Origin of the sequence: Paenibacillus sp. FSL H3-0333 (genome assembly GCF_038002805.1) — a bacterium.
Lineage (GTDB): Bacteria > Bacillota > Bacilli > Paenibacillales > Paenibacillaceae > Paenibacillus_AQ > Paenibacillus_AQ silagei.
Map to the genome: position 1 here is coordinate 923,268 of NZ_JBBODG010000001.1, position 22,699 is coordinate 945,966.

The window sequence follows — 22,699 nt, forward strand, 5'->3', positions numbered from 1 at the left end:
ACTTACACATATGAAATTACAATTAGCACTCGATCTGGTGGATATTGCTGGAGCTAAGGCGGTGGTTGCTGAGGTTGCCGAATCTATAGATATCGTAGAGATTGGAACTCCGGTTGTTATTAATGAGGGGTTGCATGCGGTAAAAGCGATCAAGGAAGCTTTTCCGGCGCTTACGGTGCTGGCTGATCTCAAAATCATGGATGCTGGCGGATATGAGGTCATGAAGGCAGTGGAAGCAGGCGCGGGCATCGTGACTGTGCTGGGTGTATCTGATGATTCAACGATCCGCGGTGCGGTGGAGGAAGCGAAGAAGACAGGTGCAGAGATCCTGGTCGATCTGATTAATGTGAAGGATCTCAAAGCCAGAGCCGCTGAAGTGGATGCGCTGGGTGTGGATTATGTCTGCGTGCATTCCGGCTATGACCATCAGGCTGAAGGCAAGAATTCCTTCGCGGATCTGAGAGATATTAAGAGCGTGGTTACCCGGGCCAAAACCGCAATTGCCGGCGGCATTAAGCTGAGTACACTGCCTGAAGTGATTGCTGCGCAGCCTGATCTGGTAATCGTGGGCGGCGGCATTACCGGCGAAGCCGACATGAAGGCAGCTGCGGCGGAAATGAAGCGCCTTGTAAGCCAGGCTTAAGCAGCCATGGACACGCAGCATTATGCACAGGAAATTGTGAAGGAGCTGGAAGGCTCCGTCTCCGGGTTGAATGCCGGAGAAGGCGAGGCGCTGACGGAGCTGCTGCTGCGCGCAGGTCAGATCTTCGTGGCCGGTGCCGGGCGTTCCGGCCTGATGGGCCGGGCCTTCGCCATGCGGCTGATGCAGGCCGGGCGGACAGCTTATGTGGTCGGAGAGACGGTAACGCCGGGGATCGGCCCGGGCGATGTGCTTGTACTGGGTTCCGGCTCAGGCGAGACGAAGGGACTAGTCTCCATGGCTGAGAAAGCCAAGGCAATCGGTGCAGCTGTAGTCCTCGTGACCATTCAGCCGGATTCGACGATCGGACGTCTCGCAGATTATACAGTTAAGCTGCCTGGCGCTCCCAAGGAACGGCCGGACGGTGGCTATACTACGCTGCAGCCGATGGCCTCCTTGTTTGAACAGACGCTGCTTGTATTCTATGATGCAGTCATTCTGCGGATCATGGAGCAGACGGGGCAGACCTCCGGCCGGATGTTCGGCAAGCATGCCAATTTGGAATAGCATACGATTTGGAATAGAATAGAGCTTGGAATACAATAAAGCTATCACACGGATGCTTTCCTTGACGGGAGGGCATCCTTTGCTGCCTATGTGCGGCCCGTGATGGATTGGTAGTATGATTATAGCCGGAAGGGGGCTAGATCTTGGCAACTGAAATTAAAGACCGCATCAATCTGAAGGAGATCAACTGCGAGAAGGAGCTTACGCTCGCTGTGATCGGCGGCAAGTGGAAGCTGATTATACTGTGGCACCTGGGTCTGGAAGGGACCAAGCGGTTCAGTGAATTGAAGAAGCTGATCCCCCATATCACCCAGAAAATGCTGACCAACCAGCTTCGCGAGCTGGAGGAGGATCAGCTGGTATTCAGGCAGGTATATGCGGAGGTTCCACCGCGGGTAGAATACTCCCTGACAGAGTATGGACATACGCTGATGCCGGTGCTGCGTATGATGTATGACTGGGGCAAGAATTACGGGGACAAGGTGATCTGGAAAGATGCACCTCACTGTGATAGAGAGCATCTGTAAACGAAGGCGTTCTATTTGTATTGTGCAAAATTAAGTTGTATACTAACATTTGTGAAGATTTAAATACATGGAGGCTGGTAGGTATGCTGAAGACAGAATATAGCCCGCTGCTGGAGACGTTCAAATTCAAGAACGGGATTGAACTGAAGAACCGCGTGGTCATGGCGCCGATGACTAATTTCTCCTCGAATGAGGATGGAACTGTCTCCCGGCCGGAGCTGGATTATTATATCCGCCGTTCGGGCGGGGCGGGGATGGTCATTACCGCGTGTGTCTATGTCTCACGCGGCGGGAAGGGCTTCCCTGGCGAATTCGGAGCTGACCATGACGGGCTGATTCCAAGCCTGCGTGAGCTGGCAGAGGCCATCAAGGGCGAAGGAGCGAAGGCCGTGCTCCAGATCTTCCATGGCGGACGCCAATGCCCGCCGGAGCAGCTGGTTGACGGGCAGCCTGTCAGTGCAAGCGATGTGCCGGCTGAGCTGCCGGGCGGCGGACAGAGTGCGGTTCCGCGCCCGCTGACAGACGAAGAGATTACCGGAATTATCGCTGATTTCGGTGAAGCGACGCGCCGGGCGATCGAGGCCGGCTTCGATGGCGTCGAGATTCACGGTGCGAACGGATATCTGCTGCAGCAGTTCTTCTCGCCGCATTCTAACAGACGCGAAGACCGATGGGGCGGGGATCTGCAGAAGCGTCTCGCCTTCCCGCTGGCCGTTCTGCGCAGTGTCAAGGCTGCGGTGAAGCAGCATGCAGAGGGTGCATTCCTTGTAGGCTACCGCTTCTCGCCTGAAGAGCCGGAGACACCGGGGATTACGATGGCTGACACGTTTGCCCTAATCGATGCACTGACAGCGGAAGGGCTTGATTACCTGCATGCCTCCCTCATGGAGCTGTGGTCGCTGCCGCACCGGGGAACGGAGGACAGCCGTCCGCGCATTGAGCAGATCGTAGACCGGGCGGGAGACAAGGCTCCGGTAATTGGCGTAGGCTCGCTCTACTCTGCCGCCGATGCCCTGAAGAGTCTGGACAGCGGCATCAGCCTGGTTGCCCTGGGCCGGCCGCTTCTGATTGAACCGGACTGGGTGCAGAAGCTGGCCGGGGGCCGGGCCGATGAGATTAAGACAGAGCTCGATCCGGCTGCCCAGGCAGAGCTTGTGATCCCGGATTACCTCTGGGGAGCACTGGTGAACACGCCGGGCTGGCTGCCGGTTAAGCAGTAAAGCAACAGACGGTTAACGGTCTGTGACCAAAGAAATATAAGAACCCCGTGCGCCCCTTGTTCCAGGGCGGCACGGGGTTTTTGCTGTTTGTTAATATAATCTTATTTACGCTTTATGTTCCGCCAGACGGGCAATTTCAACGATCACCTGTACAGCCTTCAGCATTACGTCAACAGAGGCGTATTCAAATTTGCCGTGGAAATTCTCGCCTCCGGTGAATATATTCGGTGTAGGCAGCCCCATATAAGAGAGCTGTGAGCCGTCAGTCCCTCCGCGGATTGGACGGATAACCGGCGTGATTCCGAGGCCCTCCATCGCTTCCCGGGCGATATCGACGATATGCCGGACAGGCTCGATTTTCTCACGCATATTATAGTATTGGTCATTCATCTCCAGCACGATGTTGTCCGCCCCGTATGTAGATTTGAATTCCTCCACAATTGCGGCAATATTCGATTTGCGGTTCTCGAACTGCCCGCGGTCAAAGTCGCGGATAATGTAATGCAGCTTGCTATGCTCGGCACTGCCTTGCATGGAGATCAGGTGGTAGAACCCCTCGTAGCCGTCTGTGAATTCAGGGGCTTCACCGGCGGGCAGCCGGAGATGGAAGGCCATGGCGATTTTGGACGAATGGATCATCTTGCCTTTGGCTGTCCCGGGATGAACGTTGACTCCGTGGAAGGTGATTTTGGCGGCGGCGGCATTGAAGCTCTCATACTCCAGCTCCCCAAGCGGGCCTCCGTCCACGGTGTAGGCATAGGAAGCGCCGAAGGCGGCAACGTCGAACTTATGCGGGCCGCGTCCAATTTCTTCATCGGGGGTAAAAGCGACCCGGATCTTGCCATGCTTAATCTCCGGATGCGCCAGCAGATGGGCCATAGCCGTCATGATCTCAGCGATGCCTGCCTTGTTGTCTGCCCCCAGCAGGGTGGTGCCGTCGGTCGTAATCAGCGTATGCCCCTTGTAACCGCTCAGCTCCGGGAAGCTCTTCGTGGACATGATAATATTCTGCGCTTCATTCAGCACCAGATCCTGCCCGTCATAGTTCTCTACAATCTGCGGCTTCACATTCGTGCCGGTGAAATCTGTAGCGGTATCCAGATGGGCCAGGAAGCCGATTACCGGAACCTCTTTATCTGTGTTGGCGGGCAGCGAGGCCATGACATAGGCATGCTCGTCCACCGTAATCTCCGTCAGTCCCAGCTCCTGCAGCTCCTCTGCCAGCTTATGCGCCAGTACCATTTGGCCTGGAGTGGACGGGCAGGACTCGCTGTCCTCATTCGATTGGGTATCCATTTCAGCATACGATACAAAACGTCTAATTAATTCTTCCTTCAATGCAGGTCATCTCCTCTTCAGCTTCGTATGTCTATATTATCACGATCCGGCCCGGGTCTCATACTTTAGGCAAAGGGAGAGGAGTGAAAGGGGATAACTGGCTAGAAGGAGGCGAGGGGCCGGAGATAAGTTGGAAGGGGGAAGGCAGCGTGTAAGTGGGGGACGGGAGAACGGGCTATGGCTGCTGCCCCGGCAGCTGGCTGGAGACGAGCTTGGCCGAGAGCAGGTAGCGGTCGGGCGCTGAGCCTACATAAGAGAACGGGTAACAGGTAATCAAGGTGAGTATGGGGTCTTTGCTGGGCTTAATTGCTCCCCGTGCATCTCCATCAACAATCCGGCTGCCGGTCACTTCATAGGTAAAAGTTCCTTCTGCTGTCGCAAGCTCAAGCGTGTCTCCGGGCTCCAGCTCCCCGAGGCTGCGGAAGACGGTGTCACGATGTCCGGCCAGGACGCTGTTCCCTGAGGCGCCCGGGGCGGCGCTTGCCTCATCGTGTCCGGCGCCCTGGTTAAGCTCCGCCCGTCCGGTTCCCTCCAGAATGGCGACCCGCTTCTTCAGCTTCGGAAAATAGATCTCCCCGATTACCTCTCCTGCTATATAAGCAGGTTTGTCGCCTTTTGGTGATTCTGCGCTGCTGACCATACCTTCAGGAAGCGGTGTTTCTTCTTCGGAGCTTACGGGATTCTGGGCTTCCTCCCTCTTTTTGTCCCAGATTCTCAGGGCTTCGCGGGCTTCGGCGGGCGCTTGGAGGATCTGGAAGGCGGAATACAGCATAACGCACACAGAGAGCAGGAAGATCAGCTTGACGGCTAAAGTGAACCCGCTGCGTATCTTCATGCTCTCTCCTCCTTACATCTACATAAAGTTACTTCTTCTGGCCCAGCCTGCGGAGCACAAGCACACTAATCATGGCGACAACCAGGCTGGCCGCAATCAGATTGTACCAAGGGCTGGCTGTGTCCGGCAGTCTGCCGTCTTCCTCCGGCCCGCCCAGCGGAAGCGTGTCGTCTGTGAGGTTGACCTCTTTCCCCGGTGAAGGGGCTGGTGTGCTGCCGGGTGCAGCGGCTCCGGAATCAGGAGTTGCGGACGGACGGTTGCCGCCGTCTTCCTCTCCTGCCCCTAGCGGAACAGGCTCTTCGCTTACGCTCACTCCATCCGGTGCTGCCGTAGCAGTTGCCGGTGCCTGTGATGGCGCTGCTGAGCTGCCAGGCGATGCAGTGCCGGCCGGTGAGGCTGTAGGGACTGTTGTTGCAGCAGGCGGTGTACTGCCAGGGCTGCTGGAGGACCCGGGCGTTGACGTAGGCATAGGCGTTATTGTAGCCGTTGGCTCCTCTGTGGATTGCGGTGTAGAGGTCGGACTGGCTGTCGGCGCAGGCGCAGCAGTTGCCGTGAATTCAAAGGCGACACTTACCGTCTTCTCCTGGAACTCGTTGCCTGCCTCCGGCGGGAACAACACCTTCATTTCGATAGCTTCCTCTTCCCCTCCGGCAAGCGAGCCGATGGTCACTACCCCCGGGGCCTCGCTCATTACCCCTGAGTAGAGGATTACTCCCTCTTTTTGCAGGGTCATTTGCAGGATATTGTACAGATCTGCGTCCCCGGAGCGGAACTGAAAGGCTACTGCGTAATCGAACGGATCATTTCCGTCATTGATAATCTTATAATCCGAAGCCATCGTATCTCCCGGCTGCATGTTGTTCATGGTTGCCGTACTGGTCGTATGTGAGTTGACAGTGAGCTTGATCGTATCCTCAGCGCTGACCCCTCCGGCATGCCAGATTACACCTGCCAGAACGGCCAAAATATACGCGCCAATTATAGATGTATGTCTCTTCTTCACTCTCCCCGCCCCTTCCTGTGCAGACCTTCGGCAGCCACTAGCCACAATCCGCCCCGGTTCGCGCTTCTAAATCATAGTTTGTCGAATAAAGTGGTTTCTTGAAGAACTACTACCAATTAAAGCGATGATATAAATCAGAACGAGTACGAACGGATCTAGATAAGCCTAAACGTGCGTGAACGAGGCGGAATGGTAAAAATGCGTTTACGTTCGTTATAACGAATATTAATTACAGTATAATCTCAAATGGGCATAAAGAAAAACCGAAAAAGATACTTTAAGTGAATGAATTCGGGTGTTTATTATGAATAAACGGCATTTATTTAATATTTACTGCGGTTAACTCATTATTTCTCTGTATATTACCGTATTTTGTATTTTATAAAGAACAATTTGGTCTGGAAAGGCTCGGCTCCATAATTTCTACACCGAACACATTTGTCTTTTGGAAAATTGACTTTATATATTTCAATGAGCAGCAAAGATCTTCTTCATTCTTAATCTGGTTTTTAATAATATAATTAATTTCTCCTAACTCATGTTTTTCATTTACAATATCTAAGAACTGGATTTCCAACATGAACAGCGAATTTATTGATCCTGCAAAAGAATTTCGATGAACTTCTCCATTTAAAAAGCCCCTCATCACTCGACCAGCCTCATCTCGAATGCTACTAAGAATAACTGCCCTTTCAACTGTTTTACGCACTTGTATCCTCCTGCGTATGCCCGCCGACTGATTGTATCGTCCAAAGCATTTATGTTATGATTGGGTGGAGTGTAAGGACCATAACCTTTGACTCCGGGAACCTCATTTACGTTTGCCGCGCTGGCTGCGTTTGGTTCCTTTCTTTTTGTCCTGAAGCAACAACGTTCTGGTAATATCTATGGGCTAATAATTGCTGTAAGGGGCGGACCCAATCTTTCATGTGTTTTCTCCTTTCCGAAAGCGTTATTTTGTATTAACTTCCTGATACATCTCTGACAGAACTGTATCAACATGTAAATACATTTGTGTCATTATGTTGATACGATTGGAGGAGTATCTATGGTTAAAAATAATTTGAAAATAATAATGGACTCACGGCATATAGGAATACGGGAGATGGCAAGATCTACTGGGTTGGCTATAAATACCGTATCAGGTCTTTATCATGATACTTCAAAGCGTGTGGATCTGGAGACGCTAGACAAACTTTGCACGTTTCTTGGTGTAGCCGTAGGAGAAATACTAGAGCACGTAGAAGAACCGCCACAGGAATGAAGTGGCGGTTCTTCTATGGCCGCAAATGCTGCAAGACTAAAATAGCCCATTCAGCTACCTCAATGGAGTTCTCCATAGGTAGTTAAATGGGCTAATTATATAGACTGGCTTGTAATCAGACTAGTACAGTGTCAGGTTTAAAAGGGTGGATAAGCTTGTTAAACTCCACCCCGAAATCTAACGGACCGGAGAGACCTTATCCCCACGAAAACGCCACTTTTTGCAGCGTAACGGACTCAGGCGGCCTTATTGTCACCCTACTAGACGTTTTGGAGCCGAAGTGTAAAGGATAAGGCCCATGGAGTCCGTTACTCGCCCAGTTGGCGACTTTCTTCCCACATAAGAGCACCTCAGTCCGTTACGCTAAGCCAAACGCCCCTGAAGAACAATCCCCGCTTGGAAAAGATGTAATTTGAAGGGGAATTGCTTCTGCTCCACTATTTTAAATCTGATGAGGTACTAGGGATAAGTGTATTCTGTACAACTAGAAACAGTGAAATGGAAGGCTTTCCTCCTTTAACTGTTGTCTGTGCAACTAAATTTGCCTGGATGGGCGAAAATCCAGATATAGAGGCTGTTTAATTGCACCAAATACAGCTAAATGGAGATTCGGCGGCAGATCAAGCGATTTAGTTGTACAAATTGCAATTAGGCATACTCCCCCAACTAAGCATACTACCCCTTGCACCCAAATCGAGGCGCGGTAAACTCTCAGCACGCAATTAGTTGAAGTAACTCTCTCACACACGTTTAAATCGGATGAGTTACTACAGCCGTATTACTTCTTCAACAGGTCGGCCACAAGCTCATACGAATGCAGGCGGGCAGAGTGATCATAGATCTGTGAAGCGATAATCCACTCATCGGCACCCGTCTCTTCGAGAATCTGGAGCAGCCGTTCTTCGATCAGGGCCTGGTCGCCCGCAATGGAGTATTGCTGTTTGCTCATAAGCAGTGCTTTCTCCTGGGAGGTCCAGATTCCGTCCAGACTGTCTACAGGCGGCTGGAGCTTGCCGGTGCGGCCACGGATAATGTTAAGGAATTGCTGCTGCTGGGAAGTGGCAAGTCTGCGCGCTTCTTCTACCGTATCCGCTGCCGTAATTCCCAAGCCCACCATAACATAAGGCTTGTCGAGTACAGCTGAAGGCTTGAAGCTGGTACGGTACAGATGCAGGGCCGGCAGCAGATAATCCGGTGCGAAGTGGCTGGCAAAAGCAAAAGGCAGACCCAGCTGGCCCGCAAGCTGGGCGCTGAAGCCGCTGGAGCCGAGCAGCCAGATCGGGATGTTCAGCCCTTCACCGGGCACGGCACGGACACCGGCCGGACGGGAGCCTGATCCTTCGGGGTCGAAATACGCCCGCAGCTCGCTAAGCTGCTCGGGGAATTCACTGCCATCGCTGCCGAGGCCGCGGCGCAGTGCTCTGGCGGCCGCCTGATCCGAGCCGGGGGCTCTGCCCAGACCCAGATCAATCCGTCCGGGATACAAGGATTCCAGCGTGCCGAATTGTTCTGCAATCATAAGCGGTGCGTGGTTGGAGAGCATGATGCCTCCTGAACCAACGCGGATGGTGTTAGTTCCGGCTGCCACATGTCCGATAACCACGGAGGTAGCGGAGCTGGCAATGCCGGTCATATTATGATGCTCTGCCAGCCAGTAGCGGTTATACCCCCACTTCTCAGCATGACGGGCCAAATCAAGGGTGTTATGAAAAGAATCCGCCGCCGTTCCGCCCTCCCGGATAGGGGCTAAATCCAGTACGGAGAATGGTATGTCGTGCAATTGCTTCACATGAATCCCTCCTATAGTAGATGCATTCCGCATCAGTAGCATTATTTGCAGCCATGAATCAATATACCCGCCAATTATAACATGAAATAATATAATTTACACACTTTAAGTAAGCGGCATGACGGGGAGAGGGAACTTGAAGGGGAAAGGTACAGTTACTGAAGGGATGAATTTGGAGTATTTGGACTGAATTTGGACGGTTACAACCGTACAGCAAGGGCTCCGCAGGCAAGAATGTAAGCGCATAACAATTTGCTTGCCAATTTAAGGGAGCCTTGCTATAATCGCTTTGAAAAGCTTTTCTAACTTAAGCGGCAAGGCCAACCCTGGTAAGGAGGGCACACGTTTCGGGCTAAAAGAATAAGAAGGAAGTCAGACTATGAAGCCAACAATCAGAGATGTCGCCAAGATGGCCGGAGTATCCATCAGCACTGTGTCCCGTGTAATGAATGCCCCGGATACGGTCGTGGAGAGCAAGCGCAGCCGGGTCATCGAAGCGATAGAAGCGCTCAAGTATCAGCCTAATGCATTCGCACGGGGGTTAATTTACAGGAAGTCGTTCACTCTTGGGCTACTCATTCCTGATATTGAGAACCTCTATTTCGCAGGGGTGATCCGGGGAATGCAGGATGCCTGCATTAAGCTCGGTTACAGTCTGATGATCTGCAATACAGACCGTGACAAGGAGCGGACATTGTCCTATATGGATACTTTTCATGAGAAGCAGGTGGATGGTGTTGTGTTCGCCAGTGATATTCTGCACCCTGAGTATTATGAGAAGCTTATAGGCTGCAGAATTCCATTCGTGCTGGTCTCCTCCCATTCCGATGAGTACGAGGTAGCGTCGGTCGAGGTGGATGATGAGAAGGCGGCGTATGATGCTGTGAAATTCCTGATTGAGCTGGGGCACCAAGAGATTGGAATGATCGGCTTCAATCATGATAATTCGGTGTCCGGGCCACCGCGGATGGCGGGGTTCGTGAGAGCCCTGAGCGAATCGGGGCTGGATCGTAATATCGGCAAAATCAAGTATGCTAACCACCGCTTTGAGCAGGCCTATCAGGCAACGCACGAGCTGTTCACTGAATATCCGGAATTAACGGCTGTATTCTGTGTAGCGGATGAGTTCGCCATGGGAACGATCTCTTACTTAAAGGACCGCAATATTCTGGTTCCCGGACAAGTGTCGGTCATCGGCTTCGACAATCTGCGGATGTCGGGGATGTTCATTCCGAAGCTGACAACCATCGCACAGCCTATCTATCAGCTGGGGTACCGGGCGGCCGAGAAGCTGCATGAATTGCTGACCACGGGCAAGGTGGCTGTCATGAAAGAGAAGATGGAGCATAAGCTAATCGTAAGAGAATCCTCGCGTGAGAAATGAGATGTAGTTCCTGCGGGCTGAAGCACGGCTGCCTGGGGATAGGGCAGCACGGTTTCTTCGCATTATTCTGAAAAGCTTTTCAGAATAATGCGTTACAGGAATATGAGCTAATTGTTTCGGGACCGTTCCGGGAACCATTTCAGGAAACGTACCCACAGCAGAAGGTGCTAACACACTATTGGAAGCGTATACATTTGAGTGTGATATGGAAAATATATGTTTGAATTAGCGGTTGTAATGGGTGTGGGTGCCTGTTGTCCGTGAATTTCGATAAGGGGGTGAGTTGCTGCGCTGCCGGAAGGAATTCCGGTAATGAAGCTGGCTTAATGCAGTCTCTAAAAACAATTAAAGGGGATGTATGAAACAATGAAGAAAGCTCCAGCACGTAAACTGTCACTTGCGATGGTGCTGTGTCTATCCTTCACCATGATGCTCAGCGGCTGCGGCGGCAATAACAACGCTGCACCAACGCAGGCTCCGGCAGCTACAGAAGCGCCAACAACCGCACCTTCAGCAGATAACAACGCAGCAGCAACAGAGAGTCCGGATCCCGCTGCGGCAGGCAGTCCATTAGACTTGGCGATGAAGGGTGAATATAAAGGCACGAAGGTCACGATGTTCGGACCGTTCGTCGATGCGGACCAGGTGAAGTTCGAGAGCAGCATTAAGGAATTTGAAGAGAAGACCGGCATTGATATTCAATACGAAGGCTCCAAGGAATTCGAAGCCACGATTAATATCCGGGTCGATGGCGGCAATGCGCCGGATATCGCGGACTTCCCGCAGCCGGGCCTGCTCTCCTCTATTGCCAAGACCGGCAAGGTGATCGATCTGACCGGGGTGCTGGATCAGGCGAAGCTGACGGCCAATTACAATAAGAGCTGGCTGGATATGTCCACCATGGACGGCAAGGATGGCAAGATTATGGCCGGGATCTGGAACCGCAGCAACGTGAAGAGCCTGGTCTGGTATCCGAAGAAGCAATTTGACGAAGCGGGATATACGGTTCCGCAGACTTGGGATGAAATGATGGCCCTGACGGAGCAAATCGCCAAAGACGGTGATCCAGCCTGGGCAATCGGTATTGAGAGCGGCGCGGCAACCGGCTGGGCGGCAACCGACTGGGTAGAGAACATTATGCTGCGGACCACGACCCCTGAGAATTACGACAAGTGGGTAAGCGGTGAGCTTCCGTTCACCTCGCCGGAAGTGAAGAACGCGGTGGAAGTGATGTCCAAGATCTGGCTGAACAAGGATTATGTCTACGGCGGTGCTAAATCCATTGTCACTACTGCCTTCGGCGATGCTCCGAAGCCGATGTTCGAGAATCCGCCCAAAGCCTGGTTCAACCTGATGGGGAACTTCATTACCAGCTTCTTCCCGGAAACGGCCAAGGTGGATACAGACTATGACTGGTTCTATCTTCCGCCGATTGATGAGCAGTACGGCAAGCCGGTCCTGGTGGCAGGCGACATCTACGCTATGTTCAATGACCGCCCTGAAGTACGCGCTGTAATGGAGTTCTTCACTACTGGCGAATCGATCAAAAGCTGGGTGCAATCCGGCGGTGTCATTGCCCCGATGAATGATGCTTCCCTGGATTGGTACCAGTCCGAATCCGACCGCCGGATGGCGAAGCTGGTGCAGGATGCTTCGACCCTGCGCTTCGATGGCTCGGACCTGATGCCGGGCAAGGTGGGGGCAGGTACCTTCTGGAAGGGCATGACTGACTATGTGAGCGGAACCGCTACGCTGGATCAGGCCCTGGAGCAGATTCAGTCAGGCTGGAAGAACTAAGACCCAGGATGCGCGGGACTTAGACGCCAAGAGGTTGAAGGGGCGGTCTTGAGCAATCAAGCCTGCCCCTCAGCTGGTGGTAACGGGTGCTTATGAAGAGGGCTCTGCTCTAACAGAGCCTATAGGAGGAACCGATATGGATGCACAAATAAGGCCGGAGCCGGGGGCCGCCGGGGCGCAGGCCAGTCAGAGAATTAGCGGCAGGGCAGTGCTGCTATCGCTGGGCGTTTTGCTTGCGAATATTGTGGTCAACGGGCTGATTTTCCTGTTTTTCCGCGATTCAACGCTTCAACCGCTGCTGACTGCGGTGCTCGCAGTGTTGTGGGGCGTGCTGGGCGTATATCTGATCTACTACACCTTGACCTGGGCCGTGGAACAGTACCCGGACCATGTCCGCAGGAAGGTGCTGCCCTATGTTTTTGTCGGACCGGCTGTCCTTATTCTCGGTTGGCTGCTGATTCTGCCTGCCCTGCGGACGCTGTACTTAAGCTTCTTCAACGCTTCCTCCGAGAAGTTCGTCGGACTCAGCAATTACGCCGCGATCTTCAGCGACCGTCTGATGGCTACGGCTCTGCGCAACAACCTGCTCTGGGTGTTCGTGGGCACGCTGGCCTGTGTCTGCTTCGGGCTGCTGATTGCCATTCTTGCCGACCGGAGCAGCTATGAGCGGATCGCCAAATCGATTATTTTCATGCCGATGGCTATTTCCTTTGTTGCCGCCGGGGTCATCTGGAAGTTCGTCTATTATTATCAGCCGGGCGATGAGCAGATTGGCTTGCTGAATGCGATTGTGACCTATTTCGGCGGTGAACCGCAGGCCTGGACGAGTATGCTGCAGCCGTGGAACAACTTCTTCCTGATTATCATTCTGATCTGGATGCAGACGGGGTTTGCGATGGTTATTTTCTCAGCGGCCATCAAAGGAGTGCCCGAGGATATTCTGGAGGCTGCACGGGTGGATGGCGCGGGTGAGGTAAAGATCTTTTTTGGCATCATGATTCCTTACATCTCTACGACGATTCTGACGGTGACCACCACGATTATTGTCTTTACGCTGAAAATATTTGACGTTGTCATGGTGATGACAGGCGGTCAATATGATACAGAAGTTGTAGCGACGCAGTTCTACCGGCAGTTCTTCATGTACCGCAACTTCGGCTACGGCTCTACGCTGGCTATCGTGCTCCTGATCGCGGTATTGCCTGTTATCCTTATTAATCTGCGGCAGTTCCGCAAGCAGGGGGGATTCTAATGGTGGGCACCAAGAAAAAAAAAGGCAGCAAAACGGCCGTCAATCTGATTCTGGGCGTCATCTGCTTCCTCTGGATTCTGCCGACCTTCGGACTCTTCGCCTCCTCCTTCCGTCCTGCGGCGGATATTCTGCAGACCGGCTGGTGGAAGGTGTTCCCTCATCAGGAATGGAAAGCGGGAGAGACGGTGCAGCTTCCCAAGGAGGTGGATCTGCGGGAGCCGATTGAGGTGAACGGCAAGACCTATACGGATGAACAGCTCAAGGCAGGGGTGAAGGCGGATGGCAGCCGCCTGATGTGGGAGAACCGCAGGGCACGTACGGTTAATATGCAGGAGCAGGGCTGGCAGGCGGTGCCTGATCTCACGCTCGACAACTATAAGAATGTGCTGTCCGGCAAGGAGTACACACTCAAGGAAGCGGATGGCAGTGAAACGGTGCAAAAGGGGAGCGGATTGTCGCAGGCGTTCTGGAATACACTGACGATTGCTGTTCCGGCGACGGTGATTCCGGTGCTGATCGCCTCTTTTGCCGCCTATGCCTTCGCCTGGTTACGGTTCCCTGGACGCAAGACGCTGTTCGTCATTATTATTGCGATGCTGGTCATTCCGATTCAGGTTGCGCTAATTCCGGTACTCAAGGATTACACGGCGCTTGGGCTGAACGGCAGTTATCTGGGAATCTGGCTGGCACATACGGCCTTCGGGCTGCCGCTGGTTACGTACTTCATGTACAACTTCATCAGCCAGCTGCCGAAGGATCTGTTTGAATCGGCTTTTATTGACGGCGCCAGCCACTTTACTATTTTCAGCAGACTGATTCTGCCGCTGTCGGTGCCCGCGCTCGCTTCGATCGGGATCTTCCAGTTCCTCTGGGTATGGAATGATTATCTGGTGTCGCTGATCTTCATCGGGAACCAGCCGTCGGTGCAGGTCATGTCGATGAAGATCGCCGATCTGGTCGGCTCGCGCGGCAATGACTGGCATCTGCTGACCTCGGCAGCCTTTATCTCGATGCTGATGCCGCTGGCGATCTTCTTCCTGCTGCAAAAGTATTTCGTCCGGGGTCTGATGGGCGGCTCAGTCAAAGGCTGATCTGCGGCTGGGACAAGAGAAGTCGGCAATCGGGAGGAGAATACGAAGATGAGACCGGAGATCAGTGCGGAGATAAGTACGGAGATACGCACGGAGATGAACATAAAGATGAAGTCCTGTGAGCATCCTTCCGCCTTATACCCTTACAGGGAGTGGAGTATTGAAGAGGAACACTACGAGGATGAATACAATCAGCGGAGCGAGAGTGTCTTCGCACTAGGCAACGGCTATATCGGCATGCGCGGGAATTTCGAGGAAGGCTATCACGGCAAGGCGGGGGCTTCGGTAGCCGGAAATTATCTGAACGGCTTCTTTGATTCTGAGCCGGTTGTCTATCCTGAGGGGGCCTTCGGGTACCCCTCCCGCAACCAGGCCATGTTGAATGTGAGCGATGCCCGTATCATCCGGCTCAGCATCGAAGGCCATGAGTTCCGGCTGGATCAGGGGAAGCTGCACCGATATAAGCGCCGGCTGGATATGCGCAGCGGTATGCTACACCGGGAGCTGGAGTGGGAATCTCCAGCCGGGCACAGGGTATTGCTGGTGATCCGCCGGATGGTTGCCTTGACGCATAAGCATCTGGCCGCTATCGACTATGCGGTGACGGCGCTGAACTTCTCCGGGACACTGAAGTTCGATTCAGCGGTGGACGGCGAGATTGCCCGGCCTGAGGTTACCGGTGACCCGAGGCTGGGGGCGGGCAGCGGCGAGTCCCGCCTGCTGCTGGAGGACACCGGATATGACGCTGCCGCCCGGAAGCTGTGGATGAAGCAGCGCACCCGCCACACGCGGTTTGCGCTGCTGACCGCTGTCAGCCATGCGCTGCAGGCGAAGTCCGGGCGCGAGATGAGCCACCAATTGATCGGGCAGCGCATCTCCGTCTGTTACGCCGCTGCTGTCCGCAGCGGAGAGACGGTGACGCTTACCAAATATATAACGTATCATACCTCCAGGGATTACAGGGAGGAGGAGCTGCCCGGCCGGAGTGCTGAAGTCTTGGCGCTGGCCAATGAGCTGGGCTTCGCCGGTCTGGCCGAGGAGCAGCAGGCGTATCTGGATAGCTTCTGGGCACATGCGGATGTGGAGATTAGCGGTGATCCTGCACTCCAGCAGGGCATCCGCTTCAATGCTTATCAGCTGCTGCAATCCGTGGGCCGGGACGGAGCAACGAATATCGGAGCCAAGGGCTTGACCGGCGAAGGCTATGAGGGGCATTATTTCTGGGATACGGAGATGTACATGCTGCCGTTCTTCACCTTCACGCAGCCGGAGATCGCCCGTGCGCTGCTGGAATTCCGTTATGCTACGCTCGGCAAGGCCAGAGAGCGGGCAGCGGTCATGTCGCAGAAGGGGGCGCTGTACCCGTGGCGGACCATTGACGGCGAGGAGAACTCCGCCTACTTCCCCGCAGGCACTGCCCAGGCGCATATCAATGCCGACATTGCCTACGGCCTGAAGCAATATATCCAGGCCACTGGCGATATGGATTTTCTGGTTAGCCGGGGTGCGGAGATGCTGTTCGAGACCTCAAGGTTCTGGGCCGATCTGGGCCACTACAACCCCGCGCGCGGAGGGGCCTTCTGCATTGATGCAGTAACAGGGCCGGATGAATATACGGCGATTGTGAATAACAATGCTTACACCAACCTCATGGTGCAGGATCAGCTCCAGTATGCCTATGAGACAGCTCTGCTGCTTCAGCGGGACTATCCCGCGGATTACGAACGGCTGCGGCAGGCGATCGGGTTAACTCCCGAAGAGGCAGAGGGCTGGAGAGAGGCCGCAGCACGGATGTTTATTCCTTTTGACGAGCAGCTCGGGATCTATGCCCAGGATGATACCTTTCTGAGTAAGCAAAAATGGGATTTCGAGCATACGCCTGCGGATAAGTATCCGCTGCTGCTTCACTACCACCCGCTGGTCATCTACCGGCATCAGGTGCTGAAGCAAGCCGATCTGGTAATGGCTCTGTTCCTGCTCGGGAACAAGTTCAGTCTGGCGGATAAGCTCCGCAACTACCATTATTATGAGCCGCTGACGACGCATGACTCCTCGCTGTCTCCTTGCATCCACAGTATTATGTCTGCGGAGATCGGCGATCTGGCCGGGGCATACCGTTATTTCAGCCGCACGGTACGGATGGATCTGGACGATATCAACCACAATGCCAAGGACGGGCTGCATATGGCGGCGATGGCCGGGTCCTGGATGTCGATTGTGAACGGCTTCGGCGGCATGCGGCTGGCTCAGGGGGAGTTGGGCTTTGCCCCTGTCCTGCCGGAGCAGTGGGAGAGCTACCGCTTCAAGGTTACAGTAGGCGGTCAGCTGCTGGATATCTTCGTTGAACGTGAGGCGGTAGTGTATACGCTGCTGGAGGGGACGGCGCTTGAGATCAGGCATAAGAAGCAGGCGCTACAGCTGCTTCCGCAGGAGCCGGTGAGGATCCCGTTCGCGGGGCGGCTGGAGGCCGTAATCTTCGATCTCGACGGCGTGATTACGGATTCCGCTGAATTTCATTATCTGGCCTGGCAGGCGCTCGCGGATGAGCTGGGTAGCCCCTTCAGCCGGGAAAAGAATGAACGGCTGAAGGGCGTCAGCCGGATGGAGTCGCTGGAGATTGTGCTGGAGGGCAGCGGTCTTGCGAAGCTGCCTGAAGCCGGGAAGCTCCGGCTGGCGGAGCAGAAGAACGATCATTACCGGCAGATGATCGGCCGTATCACCCCGGCGGACCTCCTGCCGGGGATCCGGGAGCTGCTCGATTCCCTGCACGAGCGGGGAATCTCCGTGGGGCTGGCCTCGGCCAGCCTGAATGCGCCGCTCATTCTGGAGCGTCTCGGCGCAGCCCGGTGGTTCCAGGCCGTTGCCGACCCGGCTGCGCTCCGGAAGGGCAAGCCCGATCCGGAGATCTTCCTGCAGGTGGCAGAGCGGCTGGGTGTTCCGCCGGGCAACTGCATCGGCGTGGAGGATGCAGCCGCAGGCGTGGCCGCGATTCGTGCGGCAGGCATGAAGGCTGTGGGCATCGGCGCGGCCGGGCAGCTTGGCGCGTCCGACCTGGTGCTGCCCTCTACGGCGGAGCTGGACGCCGGGAAGCTGCTGGAGCTGTTCGCGGCGCGTTAGCCGCTTGTGGAAGGCGGCATCGGATAGCGAGAGTGCTGTCCGTATAGTAAGGGAGCAGGGGCGTGGCAGGGTGTATGCGAAAAACCGAACACATTGTGCTGCGAGAAGGCACGCGGCCGCAATGTATGCGAAAAACCGAACACAATTGGTGGCGCGAAGGTGAGCGGGTCCAATGTATGCGGAAAACCGAATACAATGTGCCGGCGAAAAACTAAACGTTTTTAATTAAAAGCTGATGTCGTTCATATTACTATGATATTACTATGATATTTTTAAGAAGCCTCTGCAGGTATGCGGAGGCTTTTTGGCTAGCAGGGCATGAGCTCTAAAGAAGTGAATACATTCATAAATGCGGCGATGGTTGGAGTTTTGTTCGAAGCCAACTTTCAGCGATATATGTATTCTGTACAATTAAAAACCGTAAAATGGCAGGGCTACCTCTTCTAAGTGTAGTCTGTACAACTAAATTTGCCCAAAAGGGGGAGAACCGGGTATGGCTGGCATTTTAGTTGTACGAAATGCAGCTAAACAGACTTTTGGCGGTACATCAGACGATTTAGTTGTACGGAATGCAGTTAAGTACACCACCACTTGCACCTTAATCAGGTACAGCAAGCAAACTCTCAGCCTCCACCTATTTTAAGTAGTAGCCCGCTCAAGTAGCAGCCTCCTCAAATAGTAGCCTCCTCAAGTAGCAGCCCTCTCAAGTAGTAGCTCCCTCCTCCAGCTCCACAGGCAGAATGTGCGCGGCGGCCACGCTCTGGCCCTGCACCTGCTGCAGGATCAGGTCCACGGCGAGCTTGCCGATCGCTTCCATCGGCTGGCGGATGGTGGAGATCGGCAAATCGAGCAGGCTGCGGAGCGCGATGCCGTCATAGCCGACGATCTTCACATCCTCCGGGACGCGCCGTCCTCTGGTACGGCAGGCCTTCAGGGCATAGGCGGCGATGATATCGCTGCCCGCAAAAATCCCGTCCACCTCAGGATGCTCCAGGAAGAGCTGCCCGAGCAGCTGCTCGTAAGCTTCGAAGTCGAAGCTGTTGTTGTCGGTATGGAGGGTGACATACTCCAGGCTGTGCTGCTTCGCCATATCCTCGAAGGCCACGCAGCGCAGATGGGATAAGATGTTCAGCTTGGGATGCCCGCCGATATGGGCGAGGTGCCGGCAGCCTTTTTGAATCAGAAGAGTGGTAGCCAGCTTGCCTCCCTCATAATTATCCGAACAGACATAAGGGATATCCGGTGAGATCTGCCGGTCGAATGTCACCAGCGGCAGATTCATCTGCCGGTAGGCTTCCACCTCCAGCGTATGGCTGCCCATAATAATGCCGTCTACCCGGCTTGCGCGCAGCATATGGATGTATTCCTGTTCCTTCTGCTTGTCCTGCCACGAATTGCAGAGCAGCAGCTTATAGCCTTCCCGGTAGGCATGTTCTTCAATATGACTGGTCAATTCGCCGAAAAAAGGCAAAGACACATGCGGAATAATCAGTCCGATGATGTTGGATTTCGAGCGGCTAAGGGAGCGGGCCAGTTCGTTCGGCCGGTAATTCAGCTCCTCCATCGCCTGGTGCACCTTGTGCTTCAATTCCTCGCTTAAGTAACCCCTGTTGTTCAGTACCCGGGATACGGTGGTTGCCGATACGCCAGCCTTCAGCGCAACGTCTTTGATGGTCGGCATGGCCTGGCCTCCTGTCTGAGCAGTCAACTGCAGATTCATTCTAACGTGAGCGGTCTGCTCTGTCCAATATCGACGGCTGCTGTCGCTTTTTGTTGTTTCTAAAAACACCTTTACCCCCTATAATTGTATCAAAGCAGTCCCCGTAATGAAGCCCCATGAATACATTATCCTTCTACTTGTCAGATTCCGATTATGAGATAGATGAACGGGAGTGTGCGAATGAGTGTAGAACATATTCATCTCAGGTTGTTAAGAAGCTTGCTTGTGCCTCTGTTGATCTTCCTGTGTACAACAGGCCCGGCAGGAGCTGCATTCGCCGCAGCCGAGGAGCTTCCCGCCCGGAATGTGCTGGTGCTGCATTCCTATCACAAGGGTTTTGCCTGGACCGATGACCAAAGTGCCGGAATAGAGGAACGTCTCAAGGGCACAGCTAATCCCCCCGTCATCTACACTGAATATATGGACTGGAAAAGGTACCCCACGCAGGGTAACCTCGAACATTTCTACGAAACCATCCGCTTCAAGTATCAGAACATCCCTATTCATACGATCATTACAACGGACGATGCGGCGCTGAGCTTCGCAATGAAGTACCGCCATGAGCTTCTGAACGATGCTCCGATTATTTTCAGCGGGGTCAACGAGCTGGGGGTGTCCAGTATCGAGGACCAGAGCAACATGACAGGCGTTATTGAGAAAATAGATGCCGCACCCACCATCCGTATGGCCATGGACCTTAATCCTTCGCTGAAAAAGGTGTATGTCGTCTTCGATAATTCGGAGAGCGGACTGTCAACCGGCCGGATGGTGATGGATCAGATTAGCGCCTTGAATCCGGGGCTTGAGCTGTTCCCCATGAACCGCTTGTCCATGGAACAGATCACAGCCACGGCAGCGGCGCTGTCCCCGGACAGTATTGTGCTCATGACTACATATTATAGTGACTCTACCGGAAGAATTGTGGAATTCGACAGGTTCGCAAGCGAGCTGGGCAAGAGCAGCAGTGTTCCGGTGTACCATATCTATGATTTTGCATTGAACCACGGCGCCTTCGGCGGGAGCCTGATCAGCGGCAGAAGGCAGGGGCAGACGGCGGCCGATCTGGCGCTGCGTATCCTGAAGGGGGAGCGTGCCGGGGATATCCCGGTGGTGACCGACAGTAATGTACGCAAGGTGTTTGATTACAATGAGCTGCAGCGGTTCAAGATATCACCGGATAAGCTGCCGGAGGGCAGCGAAGTGATTAACGAGCCGTTCTCCTTTTATCAGACCTACAAGGTGCTGGTGCTGAGCATCGTGGCAGCTTTTGCGGTGCTGGTAGTCTTCATTCTGGTGTTGTTATTCTATGTGCAGCTGGTCAGAAGGATCAGAAGCAATCTGGAAAAAAGCAATGAACGCTTCAGCCTGGCAACCTACGGCTCGGATGCGGTAATCTGGGACGTTGATATGTCTACGATGATCTATTATTTCTCGGACAGCTGGTATGAGGTGCTAGGATATGCCCGGGATGAGCTGAATGAGAGCCGCGGCGGCTGGCGGGATATTCTCCATCCGGAGGATGCCGAGCAGGAGAACCGGCTGCGCATCCAGCATCTGGAGGGTCGTTCTTCTTACTACTACGCTGAATACCGGATGCGGAGCAAGGCAGGCGAATACAAGTGGTTTCAGGCCCGGGGCAAGGTGCTGCGTAATGCGGGCGGCGGATATATCCGGTTTGCCGGGTCAATGGTGGATGTCACGGACCGCAAGGGTTATGAGAGTAAGCTGCAGACGAGCTATCAGGAGCTGGAATCGACCTATGAGGAGCTGACAGCCCTACAGGATGAGCTGCTGGAGCAGTATAACAAGGTGGTGGAGAATCAGGCGCTGCTGCAGACCAGTGAGGAGAAATACCGGCTGCTGGCTTATAATGACGTGCTTAGCGGTCTGCCGAACCGGCTGTCGTTAGCCGAGGAGCTGCAACAATTCATTGAAGAGCATTCCGGCGGCCATGCGGCGCTGTTCTTCCTGGATCTCGATAACTTCAAGTACATTAATGACTCCATGGGCCATACCTTCGGGGATGAGCTGCTGGTTCAGGTCGGGGAACGGCTGCTTAGCCGCTCTGACGGGCGCAGTAAGCATTTCCGCTTCGGCGGCGATGAGTTTGTGATTCTGTTCAAGGATGTGGCGGAAGCAGGAGAGGTGATCCGCTATGCGGATTCCCTGGTACAGGGCTTCATGGAGCCGTTCCAGCTTCATGCAAGTGTGGTGCATATCTCGGCCAGTATCGGGATTGCCCAATACCCGGAGAACGGGAAGAGTGCGGAGGAGCTGCTGAAGAATGCAGACATTGCCATGTACAAGGCCAAAGAAGCGGGCAAAGGCAGCTATATGATCTACGGGCAGGAGATGCAGCAGTATTTTGACGAACGGATGATTATTGAGAATCACTTAAGAAGCGCGGTATCCAATAATGAGCTGTCGCTGCATTACCAGCCGCTGGTGGATACCGGCTCCGGTGAGCTCTGGGGCTTCGAGGCGCTGATCCGTTGGAACAGCCCGGTGCTCGGCTTCGTCTCCCCCTTATCCTTCATCCGCATTGCCGAGGACTGCCGCCTGATCATCCCCATAGGGGAGTGGGTGCTGCGGGCTGCCTGCCGGTTCACCAAGGAGCTGCAGAATCAGGGCTATGAGGGCTATCATATCTCGGTCAATATCTCCGTCATTCAGCTGATGCAGGATGACTTCACAGAGATGGTGCTGAGCGTGCTGGAGGATACCGGGCTTGCGCCGGAGCATCTGGAGCTGGAGATTACGGAATCGATCTTCATGGAATCCTTCGAGGCGATCAGCTCCAAGCTGGAGGCGCTCAAGGAGAGGGGCATTGGCATTGCGCTGGATGACTTCGGAACGGGCTATTCCTCACTCAGCTATCTGAAGCAGCTCCCGATTACTACCCTGAAGATCGACAAGTCCTTCATCGACAGCATCGATACCCCGAACAATAGGTCGCTGGCCAGCTCCATCGTCACCATCGGCCATGATATGGGACTGAACGTTACGGCTGAAGGGGTGGAGACCCCGGAGCAGCTTGCTTTTCTGGAGCGGACCCGCTGTGACAAGATTCAGGGCTACTATATCAGCAAGCCTATTCCGGAGAAAGAGGTCGCGGGCTGGGTCGCTGGGCGGATGGCGGGTTGAGGTAAGTTAGC

The 22,699-nt window shown here is 54.2% G+C and carries 17 protein-coding genes; 11 read left to right on the forward strand and 6 right to left on the reverse strand.

What is annotated here, in order from left to right; translation table 11 throughout:
- Nucleotides 1-10 precede the first annotated feature (10 nt).
- The 4 genes from hxlA (at nt 11) to MHH78_RS04225 (ending at nt 2,954) form a co-directional block, all read left to right on the forward strand.
- Nucleotides 11-643, forward strand: a complete 633-nt coding sequence (gene hxlA / locus MHH78_RS04210) for a 3-hexulose-6-phosphate synthase (protein WP_076074780.1) — start codon at nt 11-13, stop codon at nt 641-643.
- A gap of 6 nt (nt 644-649) precedes the next feature.
- Nucleotides 650-1,207: a 6-phospho-3-hexuloisomerase gene (hxlB, locus tag MHH78_RS04215; protein WP_341166685.1), complete on the forward strand. Its 558-nt coding sequence runs from the start codon at nt 650-652 to the stop codon at nt 1,205-1,207.
- 143 nt (nt 1,208-1,350) lie between these two features.
- The gene (locus tag MHH78_RS04220; RefSeq protein ID WP_341166686.1) at nt 1,351-1,734 is read left to right on the forward strand and encodes a winged helix-turn-helix transcriptional regulator; all 384 of its coding nucleotides are present in this window, start codon (nt 1,351-1,353) and stop codon (nt 1,732-1,734) included.
- A gap of 86 nt (nt 1,735-1,820) precedes the next feature.
- Complete coding sequence (locus MHH78_RS04225; RefSeq protein ID WP_445668085.1) at nt 1,821-2,954, forward strand: NADH-dependent flavin oxidoreductase; 1,134 nt, start codon at nt 1,821-1,823, stop codon at nt 2,952-2,954.
- 105 nt (nt 2,955-3,059) lie between these two features.
- Here MHH78_RS04225 and pepT read toward each other — a convergent pair whose 3' ends face one another.
- From pepT to MHH78_RS04245, 4 genes are all read right to left on the reverse strand, one after another.
- Entirely contained in the window at nt 3,060-4,292 is a 1,233-nt protein-coding gene (gene pepT, locus MHH78_RS04230) for a peptidase T (RefSeq protein WP_341166688.1), read from the reverse strand.
- A 175-nt stretch (nt 4,293-4,467) separates the two neighbouring features.
- Nucleotides 4,468-5,127, reverse strand: coding sequence for a sortase (locus MHH78_RS04235; protein WP_076074767.1), 660 nt, complete (start codon nt 5,125-5,127; stop codon nt 4,468-4,470).
- Between the two features lie 28 nt (nt 5,128-5,155).
- The gene (locus MHH78_RS04240; protein WP_076074764.1) at nt 5,156-6,130 is read right to left on the reverse strand and encodes a hypothetical protein; all 975 of its coding nucleotides are present in this window, start codon (nt 6,128-6,130) and stop codon (nt 5,156-5,158) included.
- A 379-nt stretch (nt 6,131-6,509) separates the two neighbouring features.
- The gene (locus tag MHH78_RS04245; RefSeq protein WP_341166689.1) at nt 6,510-6,839 is read right to left on the reverse strand and encodes a hypothetical protein; all 330 of its coding nucleotides are present in this window, start codon (nt 6,837-6,839) and stop codon (nt 6,510-6,512) included.
- Between the two features lie 339 nt (nt 6,840-7,178).
- On the opposite strand from MHH78_RS04245, the gene MHH78_RS04250 reads away from it, so the two are divergent.
- Nucleotides 7,179-7,394 (forward strand): helix-turn-helix domain-containing protein, encoded by a 216-nt coding sequence (locus MHH78_RS04250; protein ID WP_341166690.1) that lies wholly within the window; start codon nt 7,179-7,181, stop codon nt 7,392-7,394.
- Between the two features lie 778 nt (nt 7,395-8,172).
- On the opposite strand, the gene MHH78_RS04255 is transcribed toward MHH78_RS04250, so the two are convergent.
- A complete protein-coding gene (locus tag MHH78_RS04255; protein WP_076074762.1) occupies nt 8,173-9,216 on the reverse strand; it encodes an LLM class flavin-dependent oxidoreductase in 1,044 nt (347 codons plus the stop codon).
- Nucleotides 9,217-9,562: 346 nt separating this feature from the next.
- Here MHH78_RS04255 and MHH78_RS04260 point away from each other — a divergent pair, with 346 nt between their 5' ends.
- The 5 genes from MHH78_RS04260 (at nt 9,563) to pgmB (ending at nt 17,824) form a co-directional block, all read left to right on the forward strand.
- On the forward strand, nt 9,563-10,567 hold the full coding sequence (locus MHH78_RS04260; protein WP_076074760.1) for a LacI family DNA-binding transcriptional regulator: 1,005 nt from the start codon (nt 9,563-9,565) through the stop codon (nt 10,565-10,567).
- 366 nt (nt 10,568-10,933) lie between these two features.
- Nucleotides 10,934-12,364, forward strand: coding sequence for an ABC transporter substrate-binding protein (locus MHH78_RS04265; RefSeq protein ID WP_076074757.1), 1,431 nt, complete (start codon nt 10,934-10,936; stop codon nt 12,362-12,364).
- A 136-nt stretch (nt 12,365-12,500) separates the two neighbouring features.
- Complete coding sequence (locus MHH78_RS04270; RefSeq protein WP_076074754.1) at nt 12,501-13,616, forward strand: carbohydrate ABC transporter permease; 1,116 nt, start codon at nt 12,501-12,503, stop codon at nt 13,614-13,616.
- Entirely contained in the window at nt 13,616-14,707 is a 1,092-nt protein-coding gene (locus MHH78_RS04275; RefSeq protein WP_076074751.1) for a carbohydrate ABC transporter permease, read from the forward strand. Before MHH78_RS04270 ends, MHH78_RS04275 begins: the two co-directional genes overlap by 1 nt.
- A 48-nt stretch (nt 14,708-14,755) precedes the next feature.
- Nucleotides 14,756-17,824, forward strand: a complete 3,069-nt coding sequence (gene pgmB, locus MHH78_RS04280; RefSeq protein WP_341166691.1) for a beta-phosphoglucomutase — start codon at nt 14,756-14,758, stop codon at nt 17,822-17,824.
- A 703-nt stretch (nt 17,825-18,527) separates the two neighbouring features.
- Here the strand turns inward: pgmB and MHH78_RS04285 are convergent.
- On the reverse strand, nt 18,528-19,505 hold the full coding sequence (locus MHH78_RS04285) for a LacI family DNA-binding transcriptional regulator (RefSeq protein WP_341166692.1): 978 nt from the start codon (nt 19,503-19,505) through the stop codon (nt 18,528-18,530).
- A 219-nt stretch (nt 19,506-19,724) separates the two neighbouring features.
- Here MHH78_RS04285 and MHH78_RS04290 point away from each other — a divergent pair, with 219 nt between their 5' ends.
- Nucleotides 19,725-22,688 carry an ABC transporter substrate binding protein gene (locus MHH78_RS04290; RefSeq protein WP_341166693.1) on the forward strand — a complete coding sequence of 988 codons (2,964 nt, stop codon included), beginning with the start codon at nt 19,725-19,727 and terminating at the stop codon, nt 22,686-22,688.
- Nucleotides 22,689-22,699: the final 11 nt, after the last annotated feature.

Coding starts and splice junctions, on each gene's coding strand:
- hxlA (WP_076074780.1), top strand. CDS start 11: ATGAAATTACAATTAGCACTCGATCTGGTGGATATTGCTGGAGCTAAG.
- hxlB (WP_341166685.1), top strand. CDS start 650: ATGGACACGCAGCATTATGCACAGGAAATTGTGAAGGAGCTGGAAGGC.
- MHH78_RS04235 (WP_076074767.1), bottom strand. CDS start 5,127: ATGAAGATACGCAGCGGGTTCACTTTAGCCGTCAAGCTGATCTTCCTG.
- MHH78_RS04250 (WP_341166690.1), top strand. CDS start 7,179: ATGGTTAAAAATAATTTGAAAATAATAATGGACTCACGGCATATAGGA.
- MHH78_RS04255 (WP_076074762.1), bottom strand. CDS start 9,216: ATGCGGAATGCATCTACTATAGGAGGGATTCATGTGAAGCAATTGCAC.
- MHH78_RS04260 (WP_076074760.1), top strand. CDS start 9,563: ATGAAGCCAACAATCAGAGATGTCGCCAAGATGGCCGGAGTATCCATC.
- MHH78_RS04265 (WP_076074757.1), top strand. CDS start 10,934: ATGAAGAAAGCTCCAGCACGTAAACTGTCACTTGCGATGGTGCTGTGT.
- MHH78_RS04270 (WP_076074754.1), top strand. CDS start 12,501: ATGGATGCACAAATAAGGCCGGAGCCGGGGGCCGCCGGGGCGCAGGCC.
- MHH78_RS04275 (WP_076074751.1), top strand. CDS start 13,616: ATGGTGGGCACCAAGAAAAAAAAAGGCAGCAAAACGGCCGTCAATCTG.
- pgmB (WP_341166691.1), top strand. CDS start 14,756: ATGAGACCGGAGATCAGTGCGGAGATAAGTACGGAGATACGCACGGAG.
- MHH78_RS04285 (WP_341166692.1), bottom strand. CDS start 19,505: ATGCCGACCATCAAAGACGTTGCGCTGAAGGCTGGCGTATCGGCAACC.
- MHH78_RS04290 (WP_341166693.1), top strand. CDS start 19,725: ATGAGTGTAGAACATATTCATCTCAGGTTGTTAAGAAGCTTGCTTGTG.